Origin of the sequence: Methylobacterium sp. WSM2598, assembly GCF_000379105.1 — a bacterium.
Classification (GTDB): domain Bacteria; phylum Pseudomonadota; class Alphaproteobacteria; order Rhizobiales; family Beijerinckiaceae; genus Methylobacterium.
This window is the reverse complement of the sequence record NZ_KB900609.1, coordinates 6,320,405-6,340,458: the sequence shown is the minus strand read 5'-3', so window position 1 is coordinate 6,340,458 and position 20,054 is coordinate 6,320,405. Positions and strand designations below refer to the sequence as shown.

General features: G+C 73.9%; 17 protein-coding genes. 10 read left to right on the top strand and 7 right to left on the bottom strand.

Annotated features, from left to right (window positions below):
* Nucleotides 1–7 precede the first annotated feature (7 nt).
* The gene (locus MET2598_RS0129560) at nt 8–280 is read right to left on the bottom strand and encodes a hypothetical protein (RefSeq protein WP_012336114.1); all 273 of its coding nucleotides are present in this window, start codon (nt 278–280) and stop codon (nt 8–10) included.
* A 269-nt stretch (nt 281–549) separates the two neighbouring features.
* Between MET2598_RS0129560 and MET2598_RS0129555 the strand changes: the two genes are divergently transcribed.
* A complete protein-coding gene (locus MET2598_RS0129555) occupies nt 550–801 on the top strand; it encodes a DUF4258 domain-containing protein (RefSeq protein ID WP_012336115.1) in 252 nt (83 codons plus the stop codon).
* Nucleotides 802–1,000: 199 nt separating this feature from the next.
* On the opposite strand, the gene MET2598_RS0129545 is transcribed toward MET2598_RS0129555, so the two are convergent.
* Nucleotides 1,001–1,186 carry a YegP family protein gene (locus MET2598_RS0129545; protein ID WP_012336116.1) on the bottom strand — a complete coding sequence of 62 codons (186 nt, stop codon included), beginning with the start codon at nt 1,184–1,186 and terminating at the stop codon, nt 1,001–1,003.
* A 268-nt stretch (nt 1,187–1,454) separates the two neighbouring features.
* Here MET2598_RS0129545 and MET2598_RS0129540 point away from each other — a divergent pair, with 268 nt between their 5' ends.
* On the top strand, nt 1,455–4,787 hold the full coding sequence (locus MET2598_RS0129540; RefSeq protein WP_018263302.1) for a S41 family peptidase: 3,333 nt from the start codon (nt 1,455–1,457) through the stop codon (nt 4,785–4,787).
* Nucleotides 4,788–4,938: 151 nt separating this feature from the next.
* On the opposite strand, the gene MET2598_RS0129535 is transcribed toward MET2598_RS0129540, so the two are convergent.
* A complete protein-coding gene (locus tag MET2598_RS0129535; RefSeq protein ID WP_018263301.1) occupies nt 4,939–6,438 on the bottom strand; it encodes a DEAD/DEAH box helicase in 1,500 nt (499 codons plus the stop codon).
* 355 nt (nt 6,439–6,793) lie between these two features.
* Here MET2598_RS0129535 and MET2598_RS0129530 point away from each other — a divergent pair, with 355 nt between their 5' ends.
* Nucleotides 6,794–7,873, top strand: coding sequence for an NAD(P)H-dependent flavin oxidoreductase (locus MET2598_RS0129530; protein WP_018263300.1), 1,080 nt, complete (start codon nt 6,794–6,796; stop codon nt 7,871–7,873).
* Between the two features lie 6 nt (nt 7,874–7,879).
* Here MET2598_RS0129530 and MET2598_RS0129525 read toward each other — a convergent pair whose 3' ends face one another.
* The 3 genes from MET2598_RS0129525 to MET2598_RS0129515 form a co-directional block, all read right to left on the bottom strand.
* Nucleotides 7,880–9,346: an MFS transporter gene (locus MET2598_RS0129525; RefSeq protein ID WP_084673948.1), complete on the bottom strand. Its 1,467-nt coding sequence runs from the start codon at nt 9,344–9,346 to the stop codon at nt 7,880–7,882.
* 56 nt (nt 9,347–9,402) lie between these two features.
* Complete coding sequence (locus MET2598_RS0129520; protein WP_018263298.1) at nt 9,403–10,236, bottom strand: trypsin-like serine peptidase; 834 nt, start codon at nt 10,234–10,236, stop codon at nt 9,403–9,405.
* A 155-nt stretch (nt 10,237–10,391) separates the two neighbouring features.
* Entirely contained in the window at nt 10,392–11,468 is a 1,077-nt protein-coding gene (locus tag MET2598_RS0129515) for a malate/lactate/ureidoglycolate dehydrogenase (RefSeq protein WP_018263297.1), read from the bottom strand.
* A 244-nt stretch (nt 11,469–11,712) separates the two neighbouring features.
* Between MET2598_RS0129515 and MET2598_RS0129510 the strand changes: the two genes are divergently transcribed.
* From MET2598_RS0129510 to MET2598_RS0129490, 5 genes are all read left to right on the top strand, one after another.
* Nucleotides 11,713–12,876: an ABC transporter substrate-binding protein gene (locus MET2598_RS0129510; RefSeq protein ID WP_012336123.1), complete on the top strand. Its 1,164-nt coding sequence runs from the start codon at nt 11,713–11,715 to the stop codon at nt 12,874–12,876.
* A 60-nt stretch (nt 12,877–12,936) separates the two neighbouring features.
* Nucleotides 12,937–13,812 (top strand): branched-chain amino acid ABC transporter permease, encoded by an 876-nt coding sequence (locus MET2598_RS0129505; RefSeq protein WP_012336124.1) that lies wholly within the window; start codon nt 12,937–12,939, stop codon nt 13,810–13,812.
* On the top strand, nt 13,809–15,635 hold the full coding sequence (locus MET2598_RS0129500; protein WP_018263295.1) for a branched-chain amino acid ABC transporter ATP-binding protein/permease: 1,827 nt from the start codon (nt 13,809–13,811) through the stop codon (nt 15,633–15,635). The genes MET2598_RS0129505 and MET2598_RS0129500 overlap by 4 nt, the downstream gene beginning before the upstream one ends.
* A 10-nt stretch (nt 15,636–15,645) precedes the next feature.
* The gene (locus MET2598_RS0129495; RefSeq protein WP_012336126.1) at nt 15,646–16,380 is read left to right on the top strand and encodes an ABC transporter ATP-binding protein; all 735 of its coding nucleotides are present in this window, start codon (nt 15,646–15,648) and stop codon (nt 16,378–16,380) included.
* A 164-nt stretch (nt 16,381–16,544) separates the two neighbouring features.
* Complete coding sequence (locus MET2598_RS0129490; protein WP_018263294.1) at nt 16,545–17,798, top strand: MFS transporter; 1,254 nt, start codon at nt 16,545–16,547, stop codon at nt 17,796–17,798.
* On the opposite strand, the gene MET2598_RS0129485 is transcribed toward MET2598_RS0129490, so the two are convergent.
* Entirely contained in the window at nt 17,722–18,012 is a 291-nt protein-coding gene (locus MET2598_RS0129485) for a BolA family protein (RefSeq protein ID WP_012336128.1), read from the bottom strand. The genes MET2598_RS0129490 and MET2598_RS0129485 overlap by 77 nt on opposite strands.
* A 134-nt stretch (nt 18,013–18,146) precedes the next feature.
* Here MET2598_RS0129485 and MET2598_RS0129480 point away from each other — a divergent pair, with 134 nt between their 5' ends.
* Both MET2598_RS0129480 and cobS read left to right on the top strand, forming a co-directional pair.
* Nucleotides 18,147–18,767: a J domain-containing protein gene (locus MET2598_RS0129480; protein WP_012336129.1), complete on the top strand. Its 621-nt coding sequence runs from the start codon at nt 18,147–18,149 to the stop codon at nt 18,765–18,767.
* A gap of 215 nt (nt 18,768–18,982) precedes the next feature.
* The gene (gene cobS, locus MET2598_RS0129475) at nt 18,983–19,966 is read left to right on the top strand and encodes a cobaltochelatase subunit CobS (protein ID WP_012336130.1); all 984 of its coding nucleotides are present in this window, start codon (nt 18,983–18,985) and stop codon (nt 19,964–19,966) included.
* Nucleotides 19,967–20,054 lie beyond the last annotated feature (88 nt).

Here is a 20,054-nt window from a genome sequence, read left to right as displayed (position 1 = left end):
CGCCCGCTCAGTAGCGGTAGAAGCCGCGGCGATGGGGATGGCCGTAGAAGCCGTGATGGCGGCGGTAGCCGTAGGCGCGGCCGTAGGGCGGTCCGTAGCGGCGGTAGCCGTAGGGGCGGCCCCAATGGTGGTGATGGCGGCGGTAATAGCCGTACTGCACCCAGGTCGTGGGAGCCGCCGCGGCCGTCTCGGCGGGGGCCGGCGCGGCGGTCGCCGCCTGCGGTGCGAGGGCGGCCCCGCCGAGCACGAGGCCGGCGGCCAGGATCACGGTCTTCAGCACTGGGAAGCTCCTGCGTCTTCGGTGAGGCGTTCGGTGACGCGAGGCCCCTCAACGCCCCGCGGACCATATCGTTGCCGCGGTGCAGCGACGCCGCGCTGCGGCGGGCCGACGCGGCCCCGGGATTCGCCTTCCGCCAGCGATCGACGATGGGGGACGGCACCGCCCCGCGCCGTCCGTCTGCGGATCGGCCCGAATGGGCGGGCCGACGGGAACCTTCACGGCCGGTTGGTGGGAAGGACCGGACGGGTGTCCCGTGGGAGGGGGGTCCGATGATGGCGTTCGTTTCCCTGGCTCACGCCCGCGTCGCCATGGCGGAGCGCCAGCTCGACGCGGCCTCGGTGGAGCGCGCGGTCGTGAGCCCCCTAACGACCGAGCCCGATCCGGTCGATCCGAGTTTGGTGCGCGCTGTCCGGTCTGTCCCGGAGCGCGGCGGACGCGTTTTTCGCGGGGTATATCGACCGGAACCCGCAGGCTGCGCGATCCTCACAGCCTTCCTCGACCGAGGCAGGCGGCGGACGTGACGATGCACGATCACCGCGAGGCCGATGCCCTCCTCCTCCGTCTCTCCGAGACGCCCATCGCCGCGCGCGAGGAGGTCCCCCGGCCTCGTGATCGATCTCGGTGCGGAGGGCCGTATCGTGGCCGTCGAGCGTCTGGGGGCCTCCTCGCAGCCGTTGGGCGGCGCCGATATCCGGAGCGTCGCCGCCTGAGCCGTCCACCTCACGCCATCTTGAGGGTCATGTCGACGACCGAGGCCTGGCCCGCGCCCTTCACCAGGGCGATGCCGTGCTCGCAATCCTCACGGCGGACGTAGCCCTCGGCGCAATCGGCCACGACCTCGCCGTTCGCGGCCCGCAGCCGCCAGCGCCAGTGCCCGCCCGCATCCCGGTAGAGTTCGAAGCGCATCGCGTCCCTCCTCGCGTGGATCCGCCCGGGGAGATGGGGAGCCGCGGCGGCGAGGCAACGCATCCGGCAGGTGCCCGTTCGCACGGGCCGGCGAGACGAGCCGACGTATGGCTCGGCTGCATGGCGCCGCCGCGACACAATGTTGACCTAGGGTCATGGCCGGCCCGGGGTCATGTTCGGCCCGGGGTCATGTTCGGCCTGGGGTCATGGCCGACCTGGGCTCATGGTCCAGGTCCGGCCGGTCGGCCCCGGTGGGGAGTCCCTGTCGATGCGCGCGAGGCTCGTCCTTCTCCTGCTCTGGGCCTGCCTCGCGGCGGCCGCGTCCCGCGCGGACGCGCCGCCCGAGAGCGGCCGGCTCTGGCTGCGGGAGCCGGCACTCTCCCCCGACGGGACGCGCATCGCCTTCCGGCACCGCGGGCAGATCTGGATCGTCCCCGCCTCCGGCGGCGCCGCGACGGCGCTGACGCCCGCCGGAACCCACGCGGCGGCGCCGGCCTGGTCGCCCGACGGCCGCACCCTGGCCTTCGCGTCGGACCGCTTCGGGGCGCTGAACGTCTTCGCGGTGCCGGCCGCCGGGGGCGAGATCCGGCGCCTGACCTGGTACGGCCTCGACGAGCGCCCGATGAGCGTCGCGCCGGACGGCCGCGTCCTGTTCGCCGCCCGCCGCCTCGGCGACGCGGCCCGGACCTTCGCCCCGCCCAATCGGACCGAGATGGCGAGCCAGGTCTACGCCGTGCCGCTGGCCGGGGGCCGCGAGACGCTCGTCCTGCCCAATGCCGCCCTCGACGCCCGCTCCGACCCGGGCGGGAAGCGCCTCCTCTACACGAGCCCGAACGTCGAGCAGCGCTTCCGGCAGCACCAGGTCTCCCGGGCCGTGCGCCAGGTCTGGCTCTACGACGCGGCGACGGGCCGGCACGAGCGGTTGACCGAGGGGACGCGGGAGAGCCGGAACGCCGTCTGGCTGCCGGGGGACGAGATCGCTTATCTCAGCGAGGCCTCCGGCTCGCTCAACGTCTGGCGCCTCTCGCTCGCCGAGCGGGTGCCGCGCCAACTCACCTTCTTCGCCGAGGGCGCCGTGCGCTGGCTCTCGGCCTCGGCGGAGGGCGACCTCGTCTTCGCGCGCGAGGGGGCGCTCTACCGGCTGGCGCGCGGCGCGGCCGAGCCCGAGGTGATCCCGGTCACGGTGACCGAATCCGCCTTCGCCGGCGAGGTCCCGGCCCGCAGCTCGGAGTTCAGCGACCTCGCGGTCTCGCCGACCGGCCAGGAGGTCGCGCTGGTGGCGCAGGGCGACATCTCCGTCGCCGCCCGCGACGGGAAATCGGTCAAGCGGATCACCCGCGGCCCGGGCGAGGCGCGCAACCCGACCTTCTCGCCGGACGGGCGGCGCCTCGCCTACGCGGCCGAGCGGGACGGGCGCTGGGGCCTCTACGAGACGAGCCTCGCGGTGCCGGAGGAGACCGGCTTCGCGCAGGCGACCCGCCTCGTCGAGCGCCGGCTCCCGAGCGCCGAGGGCGACGCGCTGGTGCCGCGCTACGCGCCCGACGGGCGCCGCCTCGCCTACGTCCTCGACCGCGCCGCCGTGCACGTCCTCGATCTCGCGAGCGGCGCCGACCGGGAGGTCGTGCCGCCGGGCCGGTTCTACGCCTACGACGATGGCCGCTGGTGGCTGGCCTGGTCGCCGGATTCGCGCTGGCTCGCCCTGCCGATCCAGGGCGAGCAATCCTTCGCGACCAACGTCGCGGTGGTGCCCGCCGACGGGTCGCGCCCGCCCCTGCGGGTCGCTCCGGCCGGCGAGGCCCAGGGCGACGCGCAGTGGAGCGCGGATGGCGGCTTCCTGCTCTGGCGCAGCGACGCCAGCGCGCTCCACCGCGCCCTCGGCGACGCCGCCCGCAGCGACGTCGACGCGGTCTTCACCTCCCGCCGGGCCCGGGAGGCGTTCGAGGCGCGGCTGCGCCTGCCGGTCGTGGCGGAGCCGGACGGTCCGGCGCGCCCCTCCGGGACGGGCCCGGCGCCGTCCGAGCGGGTTCAGGCCGAGCGGGCCGCGCGCCCGGCGCTCCCCACCTTCGATCCGGACGGGCTGGAGGACCGGCAGTACCGGCTCTCGCAGGCGCCCGGCGACGTGGTCCATGCCGGCCTGATGGCGGACGGCGTCGGCGTGCTCACGGTCGAGCAGGCCGAGACTCCGGCGGGCGACGGCTGGATGCTGACCGGGACGCTGCGCGACCTGCGGCTCGGCCGGCGCCGCATCCTGTTCTCCGGCGTGGCCTCCAAGCGCGCGAGTCCCGTCCGGCTGAGCCGCGACCAGCGCAGCCTCTACGCCCTGTCCCGGAACGGCTTCGAGGAGATCGACCTCGCCCGCGGCACGGTGCGCAGCGTGCGGGTCCAGGTGGAGGCGGCCCGGGACCCGGCCCGGACCCTGCGCGAGGCCTTCGCGCAATACGGGCGCCTCACCCGGGCGAAGTTCCTCGATCCCGGCATGCACGGGGTGGATTGGGAGGCCGCGCAGGCGCGCTACGCCCGCTTCCTGCCCGCCCTCGCGGATCCGCGCGACCTCGCCGAACTGCTCTCGGAGATGGCGGGCGAGCTCAACGCCTCGCATACGGGGGCCTTTCTCGTCCCCGCCATCCCCGCCGACGAGCGGACCGCCTCGCTCGGCCTCTACTACGACGAGGCCCATGCGGGGCCGGGCATGCGGGTCGCCGCGATCCTGCCCGGGGGACCGTTCGACGCGGCCGGTACGCGCCTCGCGCCGGGGGACGTGCTGACCGAGATCGACGGGGCGCCGATCCCGGAGGCGGGCGGCGTGCACCGCCTGCTGCGCGGCCGCGCGAACAGGCTCGTCGAGATCGCCTTCCGCAAGCCGGACGGCAGCGAGGTGCGGGAGCGTCGCGCCCCGGTGAGCCTCGACCGGGAGCGGGACCTCGCCTTCGAGCGCTGGCAGCGGGCGCGGCGGGACGCCGTGGTCGCCCGCTCCTGCGGGCGGCTCGGCTACGTGCACGTCCGCGCCATGGACGCGCGCTCCTACCGCCGCACCTTCGCGGAGCTGTTCGGCCGCTTCGCCCAGGCGGAGGGGCTGATCGTGGACGTGCGCTTCAACGGCGGCGGCAACCTGCACAACCAGCTGCTCACGCTCCTGTCCGGGCGCCCCTACCTGACCTTCAGCCCGCGCTCCGGGCCGCCTCAGGCCGAGCCGGCCAACCGCTGGACCAAGCCCTCCGCCGTGCTGATGAACGCGGCGAGCTACTCCGACGCCTCGATCTTCCCGCAGGGCTACCGCGACCTCGGGATCGGGCCGCTCATCGGCGACCCCGTCGCGGGGACCGGCACCTTCGTGTGGTGGGTGCCCTCCCCGATCGTGCCGCGGCTGGCCTACGGCCTGCCGCAGCTGGCGATCCGCCGGGCGGACGGGCGCCTCCTCGAGAACACCGACATCCTCCCGGATGTCGCGGTGCCCTCCGACCCCGCCGCCTGGGCGGAGGGCCGCGACCCGCAGCTCGAGGCCGCGGTGGCGGCCCTGCTCGGTGCCGGGGGCGCCGCCTGCGGGCCGGCCCCGGCGGCGAACGCCGCCATCGCCGCGCCGGAACCGCGCACCACGCCCTGACTGGGCGCGGCGAGCGCCGGATCGTCGGCCCCCTCATGCGCGAACGGCCCGCGCTCAGCCGGTGAGCGCGGGCCGCCAAGAGCGCGGGCCGCCAAGAGCGCGGGCTGCGACGCGCGCGGCGGGCCGGGACGGCCCGGCGGTTCCGGAGATTTCAGCGCGGCGCGCGGTCGAGCCAGCCGATCGAGCGGCCGTCCTGGCCGCCCTGGGCCGGGCGGGCGTGGTCGCGGCGCTGCGGCTGCCCCTGCCGGTGGTTCGGGCCCTCGGCGCGGTGATGCGCCGGGCGCGCATCCTGACCCTGCCGGGCGGGACGCCCGTCCTGGTTCGCGCGGGCGGGACGCCCGTCCTGGCCCTGGCGCGCGGGGCGCGGCCGCGCCTCCGCCGGGCGTCCGCCCTGCGTCTGCGGCGGGCGGCCGCCCTGGGGCCGGCCGGGACGCTGGCCCCGCGGCCCGGGCTGGCGCCGGTCGCGCTCGGCCTCGGCCTCGGCCACCGCGGCCTCCTGGCGGCTCGGGGGCACGAAGCCCTCCGGGATCGCCATCTCGGGCACCTTCTGGCGGGTCAGGCGCTCGATGTCGCGCAGATAGGCGCGCTCCTCGTCGTTGCAGAACGAGATGGCGAGCCCGTCCGCCCCGGCGCGGGCCGTGCGGCCGATCCGGTGGACATAGGCTTCCGGCACGTTCGGCAGGTCGAAATTCACCACGTGGCTGACGCCCTCGACGTCGATGCCGCGGGCCGCGATGTCGGTGGCGACGAGCACCCGGCAGATTCCGGCCCGGAAGGCCGCCAGCGCCCGCTCGCGCTGGGGCTGGGACTTGTTGCCGTGGATCGCCGCCGAGCCGATGCCGGCCTTCTCCAGGCCGCGCACGACGCGGTCGGCGCCGTGCTTGGTGCGGGTGAAGACCAGCACGCGGTCGATCGACGCGTCGCGCAGGATCGTGGCCAGCAGCGCCTGCTTGGCGCCGGTGGGGACGTGGACGACCCGCTGCTCCACGCGCTCGGCCGTGGTGGCGACCGGGGTCACCGCCACCTGCACCGGGTCGCGCAGGTACTGGGCCGCCAGCGTGGCGATATTCCTCGGCATGGTGGCCGAGAAGAACAGGCTCTGGCGCGCCTTCGGCAGCAGGGTGACGATGCGCTTCAGCGCGTGGATGAAGCCCAGATCGAGCATCTGGTCGGCCTCGTCGAGGACGAGGTACTCGACGGCGTCGAGGCTGAGCGAGCGGCGGTCGATCAAGTCGAGGAGCCGGCCCGGGGTCGCGACCAGGATGTCGACGCCGTTCGCCAGCGCCCGCTCCTGGCGGCCGATGGTGACGCCGCCGAACACGACCGTGGTCGAGAAGGGCAGGAACTTGCCGTAATCGCCGAAGCTCTCGGCGATCTGGCTGGCGAGCTCCCGGGTCGGCGAGAGCACGAGGACGCGGCAGCCGCGGCGGGGCGCGCGGCGCTGCGGCGTCTCGCTGGCGAGCCGGTGCAGGATCGGGAGCGCGAAGGCGGCGGTCTTGCCGGTGCCGGTCTGGGCGATGCCGCAGAGGTCGCGGCCCGCCATCGCCTGCGGCACGGCCTGGGCCTGGATCGGGGTCGGCGTGACGTAGCCGGTCTCGGCGAGCGCCTTCAGGATGGGCGCCGCGAGGCCGAAATCAACGAATTGAGTCAAGGTGAAACACGCTTTCGGGAAGCAGCGGGATCGCCCAGGCGGGTGCGCGCGGCACCGCGATCGCGATCCTTCGGTCTGGGGTGGGAAGCCCGCGTGATGGAGCCGCCCGGAGGGTCAAGCGATCGACGAGAGGGCCGGGCCTGCCGCGCGAATGCGGGCCAATCCGTCACGCAGCCCTCTCAGGCGGGCCGGAACGGCCGCTGACGCTGCAGCCCCGATATGGCGTTGTGCGGGTGCGAAGTCAATCCGCCGGACCGGGCTTCTCGCCCCGCACCCACTTGTCGTCCCGCACCCACTTGCACTTGTCGTCCCGCACCCACTTGCGGCCCGGCCGCGGCGGCGCTTCACTGCCGGCATGTCCGCGCCCCACCCCGCCCTCGCCCGCGCGCAGGATTTCTGCGCCCGCTACGGCCTGCGCCTGCCGATCCTGCTGGCGCCGATGGCCGGCGCCTGCCCGCCCTCCCTGTCGATCGCCGTGGCGGAGGCGGGCGGGCTCGGCGCCTGCGGCGCCCTGCTGATGCCGCCGGCCGCCATCCTGGCCTGGGCGGCGGAGGTGCGGGCGGGCACCCGCGGGCCGTTCCAGCTCAACCTCTGGATCCCCGACCCGCCGCCCCGCCGCGACCCGGAGCACGAGGCGCGCCTGCGCGGCTTCCTCGGCGGTTTCGGCCCCGCCGTGCCGCCGGAGGCGGGCGACGCGGCGCCCCCCGACTTCGCCGCCCAGTGCGAGGCGTTCCTGGAGGCCGCGCCGCCCATCGTCTCCTCGGTGATGGGCCTCTACCCGCCCGAATTCGTGGCGCGCCTGAAGCACCGGGGCATCGCCTGGTGGGCGAACGTCTCGACCGTGGCCGAGGCCCTCGCGGCCGAGGCGGCCGGCGCCGACGCGGTGGTGGTCCAGGGCGCCGAGGCCGGCGGGCATCGCGGCTGCTTCGAGGCGGGGAGCGCCGAGGCCGGGATGGTCGGCACGATGGCGCTGGTGCCGGCGGTGGCCGACGCGGTGCGGATCCCGGTCGTCGCCACCGGCGGCATCGCGGAGGCGCGGGGCGCCGCGGCCGCGCTCCTCCTCGGGGCGAGCGCCGTCCAGATCGGCACCGGCTTCCTGCGCTCCCCGGAGGCGAGGCTCAGCCCCGCCTGGGCCGAGGGGCTCGCGCGGGCGCGGCCGGAGGACACGCGCGTGGCCCGGGTCTTCAGCGGCCGGGCCGGGCGCAGCCTCGCCACCGCCTACGTGGCGGCCGCGACCGCCCCCGACGCGCCGGCGCCCGCGCCCTACCCGGTGCAGCGCGCCCTCACCCAGGCCATGCGCGAGGCCGCGACCCGGGAGGGCGACCTCGCGCGGATGCAGGCCTGGGCCGGGCAGGCGGCCGGCTTCGCGCGGGCCGAGCCCGCCGGCCGGGTCGTGGCCGAGATTTGGGAGGGGATGCGGGCGCTCCTGCGCTGAGCGGCCCTACTCCGCCGCGGCGAGCGGGGTCGCGACCTCCTCTAGCGAGCGCCGCTCCGCCGCGACGCCCCAGATCCCCGCGACGATCCCGGCCGCGATCATCAGGGCGGAGGCCGCGAGGTAGCCGCCGAGGATCGCCGACCGGGACTGCCCCTCGATCAGCACCCCGAACAGGGCCGGCCCCGCCGCCCCGATCCCGGTGCCGATGGCGTAGAACACCGCGATGGCGAGCGCCCGGATCTCCAGGGGAAACACCTCGCTGACGGTCAGGTAGGCCGAGCTCGCCGCCGCCGAGGCGAAGAAGAACACGGTCATCCAGCTCAGCGTGAGCGTGGTCGCGGTCAGCGCCTCCTGCTGGAACAGCACCCCGCTCAGGGCGAGCAGCACCCCCGAGATCCCGTAGGTCGCCGCGATCATCGGCTTGCGGCCGAGCGTGTCGAACAGCCGCCCGAGCACCACCGGCCCGAAGAAGTTGCCGGCCGCGAAGGGCAGGATGTACCAGCCGACCGCCCCGGCCGGCACCTTGTAGAAGTCGATCAGGATCAACCCGTAGGTGAAGAAGATCGCGTTGTAGAAGAAGGCCTGGGCGGACATCAGGGCGAGCCCGACCCCCGCGCGCCGGCGATAGCGGGCGAGCGTCCGGAAGACCTCGGAGAGCGGCGTGTGCCGGCGCTGGCGCAGGCGCGCCGTCCGGAACGGCCCCTCGCTCAGAACGTGCCCCTCGGCGCGGAACCGCGCCTCGATCCCGGCCACCACGGCCTCGGCCTCGGCGGCGCGGCCATGGGTCATCAGCCAGCGCGGGCTCTCGGGGATCCAGGTGCGCAGGAGCAGGATGACGAGGCCGAGCGCCGCGCCGAGCAGGAAGGCCGCCCGCCAGCCGTGATCGGGGCCGAACAGGGAGGGATCGAGCACGATCAGGGAGGCCCCCGCCCCCAGCACGGCGCCGAGCCAGAACGAGCCGTTGATGACGAGGTCGGTCCAGCCGCGGGCGCGGGCCGGGATCAGTTCCTGGATGGTCGAGTTGATCGCCGTGTACTCGCCGCCGATCCCGGCCCCCGTGAGGAACCGGAACAGGCAGAAGCTCCAGAGGTCCCAGGAGAAGCCGGTGGCGGCGGTGGCCGCGAGGTAGACCGCGAGCGTGACGAAGAACAGTTTCTTGCGCCCGAGCCGGTCGGTGAGCCAGCCGAACCCCACCGCCCCCAGCACGGCGCCGGCGAGGTAGCTCGACGTGGCGAGCCCGATCTCCGCATTGCTGAAGCGCAGGGTCGGGCTGTCGCGCAGGGCCCCGGCGAGCGCGCCCGCGAGCGTCACCTCCAGCCCGTCGAGGATCCAGGTGATGCCGAGGGCCAGCACCACCAGGGTGTGGAACCGGCCCCAGGGCAGCCGGTCGAGCCGGGCGGAGACGTCGGTCTCGATGATCTCGCGGTCGCGGGACGGCGCGGATCGTGTCGCTGCGTGCGTGGTCATCGGCATCCGGGGGCAGGCGCTGTCCCGACCAGATAGGGCCGCCGCGCCGCGCTGCGACCGCGTCAGCGCCGGGCCATCTCGTCGAGCACCGGCGCGAAGGCGGCCGCGGCGACGCCGAAGCCGAGATGGGCCCGGACGGCGTTGCCGACCCGCTCGCCCCCGCCCACGGCGGTGTGGATGCCGACCAGGGCGGCCGTCCCGTCCGGCTCCAGGAGGAGGACGGGGGCGCCGGATTCGCCCGAGCCGGAATCGCACAGGTCGGTCAGTTGCCCGGGGGCCGGCACGTCGATCCGCGCCGAGCAGCCGCGGTGGATCACCGGCAGGTAGGGGCGGTCGAAGGCGTAGCCCGCCACCGCGACCACGGCCCCCTGCCGGCTCCCGGGCAGGTCGGCCCCCGGCAGGAGGCGCCAGGGCACCGGCTTCACGCCGTCGAGCGCCTCCCTGAGGGTGATGACGGCCCAATCGTGCCGGATCATCTCCTGGGTGATCGGGCGGGGACCGGGCCGGGTCGCCCGCTCCAGGGCGAGGCCGGGGGCGATCCGCAGATCCTGGGCCACCGCGTGCCCGCCGAAGCGGTCGCGGGCCTGGCCCGCCACGAAGTGGACCTGGTGCGGCTTCACGTAGCCGCCGATCCGGTCGTCGAACAGGCAATGGGCGGCGGTGAGGACGAGCCGGGGCGCCACCAGGGTGCCGGTGCAATGGCCGTGATGGGCCGGCCCGGTGACGACGTTGACGCGCCCGATGGCGGTGAAGGGCCAGGCGGCGGGTTCGAGCGGCACGCGCCGGTCGGTCCGCGCCGGCTCCTGCTGCGCGAGGACCGGCAGGGCCGGCAGAAGGGCGACCAGAAGGGCCCCCGGAAGGGCTCCGGGGCGGGCGCGGAGGCATCGACGCAGCAAGGGCCATCTCCTGCAGAGCCGGCCCCGGAGGGGCGCCGGCCCGTTCGGGTCCGTCATCGGGCCCATCCTGGCCGATTCCCGCGACGGTCCGCCTGCGGCCCCCGCCGCGGCGGCGGGAGGGCCGCGGCGGGGGGAGCGCCGCGGGAGGCGGCCGCTCAGCCGCGATACGTCTCTCCGTCGAGCCCGTGCGGCCGGCCGGCCTCGAGGAGCGTCGCCCAGACCGGGTCGGGCAGCGGCACGCCCTCGGCGAGGCGCTGCGCCCGCGTGCGGCGCTCGGGCTCGCCGGGGAGCAGCACCTCGCCCCCCTGCGCGGCCGGGCGGGCGCTCTTGAAGAAGTCGAGATAGGTGCGGGTCTCGGTCGCGACCGCGTCCGCCGAGCCGAAGGCCTCCGGCGTCATGTAGATCGACAGCATGCCGTTGCAGAAGCGCTTCGGGCCGGGGCCGGCCGTGCCCGAGCCGGTGAGCGCCCCGGCCAGCAATTCGCACATCAGCGCGAGGCCGGAGCCCTTGTGCTCGCCGAAGGCCCGGATCGCCCCCGCCCCGCGCCGGTTGTCGCGCTCCGCCGTGCCGTCGTAGGGGCCGAAGAGCGTGCGCGGGTCCTGGCTCGGGCGCCCGTCCGGCTCGATCAGCACGCCCTCGGGCAGGGGCTTGCCCCCCTGCGAGGCCACCAGCACCTTGCCCTCGGCCACCGCCGAGGTCGCGAAGTCGAGGATGATCGGCTCGCCCCCGGCGACCGGGAACCCCGCCGCGAAGGGGGCGGTCGAGTAGCGCCGGTCGACCGAGCCGAACGGGGCGACGAGCAGGCTGCCCGCCACGTTGACGAAATGCACCGAGACGAGGCCCGCCGCCGCCGCCTGCTCGGCCCACTCGCCGATCCGCCCGAGATGCCCGGCATGGCGCAGGGCCACGATGGCGACCCCGTTCGCCCGGGCCCGGGCGATGCCGAGGTCCGTCGCGAAGGGACCGGCGGTCTGGCCGAAGCCGTAATGCGCGTCGATCAGCGCGAAGGCCGGAGTGTCGCTCACCACCTCCGGGGTCCGGCCGGCCACGACCTCGCCCTCGCGCAACCACGCGACGTAGCGGGGCACGCGAATCACCCCGTGGCTGTCATGGCCCGTGAGGTTCGCGGCGACGAGGTAGCGCCCGATCCGCTCCGCCTCCTCCGGCGCGCAGCCCTCCCCGATGAAGATGTCGCGGACGAAGGCGGTCAGGCCGGCGGCGGCGATGCGCATGGGATCCTCCCGGAAACTCTTCTTGGCGGATGGCGAATAGCGAATGGCGAGGGGGGATCCAAGCCGCGGCGGGATTTTTGCGGAATCCGGCGATGCCGGGCGCCCCGACCTGCCGCCCGCTTCCCCCTCACCGCACAGCATTCGCCGCGCGTCCCGGCTCCGGGGCTGGACATGGCAGCGCTGCCGGTGTCCACTCCGCACCCACAACCGGGCCTCGAGACCGGAGCATTGGGAGGAAGACCTCATGAGGACGACGCGTCGCGTTTTCCTGGGCGGCGCCGCATCCGCGGCGGTCGGAGCAGCGTTCCCCGGCGTGATCCGCTCGGCCTGCGCGCAGGGTGCCGGCGCGACGACGCGCATCGGCATGGTGCTGCCGGTGACGGGGCCGGGCGCGGATGCCGGGCGCTTCGCGCTCAACGGCGCCAAGATCGCGCTGGAGGCGGTGAACAAGGCCGGCGGCGTGCTCGGCAAGCCGCTGGAGATCGTCACCGAGGACGACCAGACCACCAACCCGGGCGCGGTCCTGGCCTTCTCCAAGCTCGCCTCGCAGAGCGACCTCGTCGGGTTCCTGGGCTCGATCCGCTCGACCCAGAACCACGCCATGGCGCCCGACATCCTCAAGACCGGCAAGCCGGTCTGCTTCGGCGGCACCGACCCGGTGCTGACCCAGATGGGCAATCCCTGGCTGTTCCGCTTCCGGCCGAACGACAGCTACTCGGCCCGGGTGATCGCCGATTTCGGCGTCAACACCCTCTCCAAGAAGAAGTGGGCGGTGATCCACTCCACGGACGCGTTCGGCACCAGCGGCGCCAAGGCGCTCACCGAGGCGCTGGCCAAGGCGGGCGCGACGGTGGCCCTCGACCAGGGCTACTCGAACCAGAGCCAGGACTTCACGCCGGTCGTGCTGGCGATCCGCCAGTCGGGGGCCGAGGTGATCGGCTCCTACTTCACCTTCGAGAACGACCTCGGCATCTTCGCCCGGCAGTTGCGCCAGCTCGGGGTCACCGTGCCCTGGGTCGGCTCGCCCTCGATCGTCAACGTGACGGCGCTGAAGCTCGCCGGCCCCTCGCTGTTCGGCACCTACGGGGTGGCGGACTACGCCGAGGAATCGAGCGAGGCGGCGCGGGCCTTCGGCAAGGCCTACCGGGCGGTCACCAAGATCGCGCCCGACAACCAATCCTCCTGGACCTACGACGCCGTGACGGTGCTGGCCATGGCCATCAACAAGGCCGGGAAGACCGACCCGCAGGCGATCCGCGAGGCGCTCCTCTCCATCCGCGGCCACGAGGGGGCCGAGGGCACCTACAATTTCGACAAGAACGGCGACGGCCTGCACGGCTACAACGTCGTCAAGAACGACAAGGGGTCGATCGTCTTCGACAAGCGGATCGACTTCAACCAGGGCTGACCGCCTCCGCCGGCCCGTCCCCGGACGGGCCTCCCCCCCTCGCCGGCCCGGGCGGATCGCATGGACCTCGTCCTCCAGCTCCTCTTCACCGGGATCGGCATCGGCGCCGTCTACGCCCTCGTGGCGCTCGGCTTCGTGCTGATCTTCCGTGCCACGAACGTGGTGAACTTCGCCCAGGGCGAGTTCTCGATGGTGGCCGCCTTCCTGATGGTCGTCTTCGCGGTCGACCTGGAATGGCCCTACTGGCTGTCCTTCCTGCTGGCGATCGGCGGGATGGCGCTGCTCGGGGCCCTGTTCAACCTCGGCGTCTACTACCCGCTGCGCCACCGCTCCTACCTGCCGGTGATCATCTCGACCATCGGCGCCTCGATCTTCCTCGCCAACACCACGCTCGCCCTCTACGGGCCGCAGCCGCAGGTGCTGCCCCCGGTGTTCGAGACGCAGGGAATCCTGCTCGGGCCGGTCTTCCTGGACAGCCAGTACCTGCTGATCATCGCGGTCACGGCGGTGCTGGTCGCCTTCCAGTACTGGTTCTTCGAGCACACGCTGATCGGCAAGAAGCTGCAGGCCACCTCCCAGGACAAGGAGATGGCGGCGCTGCTGGGCATCCCGGTGGCCGGGATGATCATGCTGACCTTCGTGTACAGCGCGGTGCTGGGCGGCATCGCCGGCATCCTGGTGGCGCCGGTGCTGTTCGTGTCGATCCAGATGGGGGCGACGATCGCCCTGAAGGCCTTCGCGGCCACCATCATCGGCGGCTTCGGCGACGTCACGGGGGCGATCATCGGCGGGCTGGCGCTCGGCATCATCGAGACCTTCGGGGCGGCCTACATCTCGGTGCCCTACAAGGACGCCTTCGCCTTCATCGTCCTCGTGGCCTTCCTGATCCTGCGGCCCCAGGGGCTGTTCGGCGAACGCATCGCGGAGAAGGCATGACCGGCTCTCCCCTTCCCCGGGCGGACGTCGCCCCCGCCGCTCCCGCCCGGCGGCTGCCCCTCGGCTCGCTGCTCTACGCCGCCCTGGCGGCCGGGATCGTCGTCCTCGCGGTGACGAACCCGGTCAACGGCTACCTGCTCAACATCCTGATGCAGGCCGCCACCTACGCGATCGCGGTGATCGGCCTCACCGTGGTGCTGGGCCTGTGCGGGCAGATCAACCTCGCGCAGGCGGCCTTCTTCGGGCTCGGCGCCTACGCGGTCGGCCTCGGCACCGTCGATCTCGGGGTGAGCTTCTGGCTCTGCCTCGCGGCCGGCATGCTCGCCGCCCTGGTGGCGGGCGCCTTCCTGGGCGCCTCGACCCTGCGGCTGGGCGGCCACTACCTCGCCATGGTGACGATCAGCTTCCAGCAGATCCTCACCCTGGTGCTGGTGAACTGGATCCCGGTCACGCACGGGCCCGACGGGGTGCCGCGCATCCAGCGCCCGGCCCTGTTCTCGGACGGGCAGGCCTATCTGGGCCTCTGCCTCGCGGTGCTGGCGGTGGTGGCCTGGCTCGTCTGGCACATGCCGCGCACCCGGCTCGGCCGCGCCATGCGGGCGGTGCGCGACAACGAGCTCGCGGCGGGCGTCACCGGCATCGACGTCTACCGCACCAAGGTGATGGCCTTCGCGATCGGGGCGCTGCTCGCCGGACTCGGCGGCGGGCTCTTCGCGGGCAGCTTCACCTATGTCAGCCCGGACCAGTTCTCCTTCGCCGAGTCGATCGTGTTCCTGACCATGGCGCTGCTCGGCGGCGTCGGCTCGCCGGCGGGCGCGGTGATCGGCACCGGGCTCCTGATCCTCATCCCCGAATGGCTGCGCTTCCTGAAGGAGATCCCGGGCCTCTACCTCGCCATCTACGGGCTCGCGGTGATCCTGATCGTGGTGTTCATGCCGGAGGGGATCTGGGGCTTCCTCGGCGACCAGGTGAAGCGCCTGCGCCCCGGCCGGGCCGCGGCGCCGCGGGCCGGCGACCTCGCGCTGACGCAGGGCGCGGCGGGGCCCGCGCCGGTGCTGGAGGTCGAGGGGCTCGCCAAGCATTTCGGCGGCCTCAAGGCCGTGGACGAGGTCTCCTTCACGGTGACCCGCGGGGGCATCCACGCGCTGATCGGCCCGAACGGCTCGGGCAAGACCACGACCCTCAACGTGCTCTCGGGCCTCTACCGGCCGACCGCGGGCCGGGTGCGCCTCGACGGGCAGGACATCACCCACGCGCCGCCGCATGCCCGCGCGGCGGCCGGGCTCGGCCGGACCTTCCAGAACATCCGCCTGTTCCGCTCGATGAGCGCGCTCGAGAACGTCGTCATCGGGGCCGAGCGGCCGGGCAACCCGATCGAGGGCCGCGACCGGGCGACCCTGGAGGCGCGGGCGTGGGCGGCGCTCGCCTTCGTGGGGCTGGAGGCGCGGGCGGACGAGCCGGTCTCGGCCTTCTCGTACGGCCACCAGCGCCTGATCGAGATCGCCCGGGCGCTCGCCGGCAACCCGGTGCTGCTGCTGCTCGACGAGCCGGCGGCGGGCCTCAACAGCACCGAGAAGGGGGCGCTCACCGGCCTGCTGCGCCGGGTCGCCGCCAAGGGCGTCACCATCCTGATCATCGACCACGACATGACGCTGGTGAGCGACGTGGCGAGCCACATCACGGTGCTGAATTTCGGCCGGCGCATCGCCGACGGCGTCACCGCCGCGGTCCTGCGCGAGCCCGCCGTGATCGAGGCCTATCTGGGTCAGGAGGCGGCGGATCTGCGCGATCCGGGCCTGCGGACCGACCTCGCGCCGACCTGAGGAGGACGGAATGGCACTCCTCGAGATCCGCGACCTCACCGTGCGCTACGGCGAGATCGAGGCCGTGCGCGGCGTCTCCTTCGCGGTGGAGCCGGGCGAGGTCGTGACCCTGCTGGGCTCGAACGGCGCCGGCAAGTCGACGACGCTCAAGACCATCTCCGGGCTGGTCAAGCCGGCCGGCGGCGAGGTGCTGTTCGAGGGCCAGCCCCTCGTCGGCCTGAAGCCCGAGGAGATCGTCCGCCGCGGCGTCGCGCACGTGCCCGAGGGGCGGCGGGTCTTCCCGGGCCTCACCGTGCGCGAGAACATCATGCTCGGCGCCTCGAACCGGACCGGGCTCTCCGCCCGCCGGATCCGCGACGAGGCGGAGGGCATGTTCGAGCTCTTCCCCGACATCCGCCGCTTCGGCGACGCGCTCGGCTGGACCCTGTCGGGCGGCCAGCTGCAGATGGTCGCGCTCGCCCGCGGGCTGATGGCCAAGCCCCGGATCCTGCTCCTCGACGAGCCCTCGCTCGGCCTCGCCCCGGTGATCGTCCAGGCGGTCTTCTCCATCATCGCCGAGGTGCGCCGCCGCGGCACGACGGTGCTCCTCGTCGAGCAGAACGCCCGGATGGGCCTGTCGGTGGCGGATCGCGGCTACGTGCTGGAGACCGGCCAGCTGGTGCTGAGCGGCTCGCCGGACTCGCTCTGGGCGAACGACGACATCCGGGCGGCCTATCTGGGCGGGCGCGCCAAGGCGGCCGGGTAGCGGGGTCGGAGGCCCGCCTTTGCGGGGCGGGGCCACCCGTGCCGGCGCCCGGCCCTGGCCAGCACGACACCTGTCCGCGGTCCATGAGAGCCCCTAGGATCGGCAGAGCCCCTAGGATCGGCGAGGCCGGGCCTCCCCTCGCCCAACCTCGCCCCGGAGCCGCCGTGACGGCCTTCCTCGTCCTCCTCCTCGCCTACACGATCAGCCAGTTCGACCGCGGCTTCCTCGCCATGGTGGCCCCGGATCTCGGGCGCGACCTCGGCCTCTCCGGCTCCGACCTCGCCCTGCTCTCCTCGGCGTGGTTCGCCGCCTTCGCGCTCGCCCAGATCCCGACCGGGTTCTGCCTCGACCGGTTCGGGCCCCGCCGCACCGTGGCGGCCTTCCTGGCCCTGGCATCCCTCGGGACCGGGGCCCTCGCGGCGGCGGGGGGCTTCGCCGGGGCGCTCGCCGGCATGGCGCTGATCGGCTTCGGCTGCGCCCCGGCGCTGATGGGGAGCCTCTACGTCTTCGGCCGGCTCTACCCGCCCGAGCGCTTCGCCATGCTGTCCTCGCTGATGATCGGCTTCGGCACGGCCGGGGATCTCCTGGGCGCGACCCCGCTCGCCCTCGCCTCCCGGGCGCTCGGCTGGCGGCCGATCCTGCTCGGCCTCGCCGCCGTCACGGCCGGGTGCGCGCTCCTCGTCCTCGCCCTGATCCGCGATCCGGCCCGCATCCGGGATCCCGCCCGGACCGGGCTGCTGCGGGGCTTCGCGGCGATCGCGGGCATGCGCGCCCTGTGGCCGATCTTCCCGGTCGTCCTCGTCAGCTACGCGGTGGTGATCGCCATCCGCTCGCTCTGGATCGGCGCCTATCTGGGCAGCGTGCACGGCTTCGACGCCCTGGCGCGGGGCAACGGGGCGCTCGCCATGAGCGCCGCCATGGCCCTCGGCGCCATCGGCTACGGGCCGCTGGAGCGGCTGGTCCGCGATCCCAAGCGCACCGCCCTCGGCGGCTGCCTCGTCACCGGCCTCGCCCTCGTGCTCCTCGGCCTCGCGGGCGCAGGCTCCGCCGCCCTGGCCGTGGCGCTCCTCGCCGTCATCGGCGCCGCCGGCCTCAGCTACGCCATCCTGATGGCCCATGCCCGGCGCTTCTTCCCGGCCCACCTGCTCGGCCGGGGCGTCTCCTTCATGAACATCCTGTTCATGGGCGGGGCGGGCGCCGCGCAGGGGCTCTCGGCCGCCTTCGTGCTGCGGGCCGAGGGGCTCGACCCGGCCGGGCTCTACGCCCGCCTGTTCGCCGGCTTCGGGGCGGCCCTGCTCGCCGCCACGGCCGTCTACGCCTTCGCGCCGCGGGCCCCCGCGCTCAGCGCGACGCTGCCGCCTCCGCCGCCTCCGCGGGCGTGCGCGCCCGCAGGGCGAGCGCGTGGAGGCCGCGCCTGAAGGCCTCGTCGAGCAGCGCGTTCACCATGCGGTGACGCTCGACGCGGCTCTTCCCCTCGAAGGCCTGCGACACCACATCGAGGCGGAAATGGGTTTCCCCACCCGGGGCGGCGCCGGCATGGCCCTCGTGCTGGTGCGATTCATCGATCACCGCCAGGGATTCCGGCCTTAACCGCTCCTCCAGCGTTTCCCTGATCCACTCCGCCAAGCTCATCGGGATTCTCCTCGCGCGCCGGGGTGATTCCCGGGGGGCGGATCCACCCGCCCGTGTCAATCCGTTCCGGGAGCCTGCGGCATCAGGCCCCCAGCCCTTGTGCCCCGCCCGGGCCCCCTCATAATCGCCCCGCCATGGATCTCAACTCGCCCCTGTTCGACCGCATCCGCATCAAGCCGACGTGCGAGGACACCACGACGGAGGGTCCGGTCTGCGAGCGCCCGGGCTGCACCCAGCCGGGGCTCCACCGCGCCCCCAAGGGTCGCAAGCAGGAGGGCCAGTACTGGCGCTTCTGCATGGCGCATGTCCGCGAATACAACGCCTCCTACAATTACTTCGCCGGCATGAACGACGCCGCCGTGCAGGCCTTCCAGAAGGACGCGGTGATCGGCCACCGGCCGACCTGGGCGATGGGCGTCAACGGCACCGCCCGCGGGGCGAGCCGGCCGGCCTCCGCGCCGCGCGACTGGGACTACGTCGATCCGCTCGGCGTCCTGCGGGCGGCGGGCGTCGCGCCCGAGGACGGGCGCGCCCGGGCCGAGCCGCCGCGGCCGCGCTACTCCGCCCCCGTGCGCAAGGCCTACGACGTGATGGGCCTGGAGGAGGGCGCCGACGCCGCCGCCATCAAGGCCCAGTACAAGGCCCTGGTGAAGCGCTTCCACCCCGACGCCAATGGCGGCGACCGCGCCTTCGAGGACCGCCTGCGCGACATCATCCGGGCCCACGACACCCTGCGGGCCGCCGGCCTCTGCTGAGGTCCGGCCCTCGCCGGGGCCGGGCACGGATCTCGCATCCGGGGGCCCGGCAGGGCTCGCATCCCGCGCGACCTCGCCTATATCAGGGGTGTTGGCACGTTTGCGCCGGCTCCCCCAGAACGATAAGGAAAGGCGGCGCCAGCCGGCACCCCCGCGCCGTCGCGACATCCGCAGGGCCGCCCTTCCCGAGGCACCCCTGCCCCGACGAGGCCCTTATGCTCGCTGAAGACACACCACCCGCTCTCCCGGACATGAAGGTGTCCGTGCGCCAGGTGTTCGGGATCGACTCGAACCTCGAGGTGCCGGCCTTCTCCAAGACGGACGAGCACGTCCCCGACCTCGACGCCGACTACATCTTCGACCGCGAGACCACGCTGGCGATCCTGGCCGGCTTCGCCCGGAACCGCCGGGTGATGATCACCGGCTATCACGGCACCGGCAAGTCGACCCACGTCGAGCAGGTCGCCGCGCGGCTGAACTGGCCCTGCGTGCGCATCAACCTCGACAGCCACGTCTCGCGCATCGACCTCGTCGGCAAGGACGCGATCGTCCTCAAGGAGGGCAAGCAGGTCACCGCCTTCCAGGACGGGATCCTGCCCTGGGCGCTGCAGAACAACGTCGCGCTCGTCTTCGACGAGTACGATGCCGGCCGCCCGGACGTGATGTTCGTGATCCAGCGCGTGCTCGAAGTGTCGGGCCGCCTGACGCTCCTCGACCAGAAGCGGGTGATCCGCCCGCACCCCGCCTTCCGGCTCTTCGCCACCGCGAACACCGTCGGCCTCGGCGACACGTCCGGCCTCTATCACGGCACGCAGCAGATCAACCAGGGTCAGATGGACCGCTGGTCCATCGTCACCACCCTCAACTACCTGCCGCACGACCGCGAGGTCGACATCGTGCTGTCGAAGGCGACGCACTACCGCGGCGAGGGCGGGCGCGACATCGTCAACAAGATGGTCCGGGTCGCCGACCTCACCCGCAACGCCTTCATCAACGGCGACCTCTCGACCGTGATGAGCCCGCGCACCGTGATCACCTGGGCGGAGAACGCCGAGATCTTCAACGACATCGGCTTCGCCTTCCGGGTCACCTTCCTCAACAAGTGCGACGAGCTGGAGCGGGCGCTCGTCGCCGAGTTCTACCAGCGCTCCTTCGGCAAGGAGCTGCCCGAGAGCGCGGTGAACGTCGCGCTGAGCTGACGGAGGCGCGCATGGCGGACCCGGCTCTCACGGAACGGCGCGGCGCGGCCGGTCCCGCCGGGGACCGGGCCGCGCGCGACCTCGACGC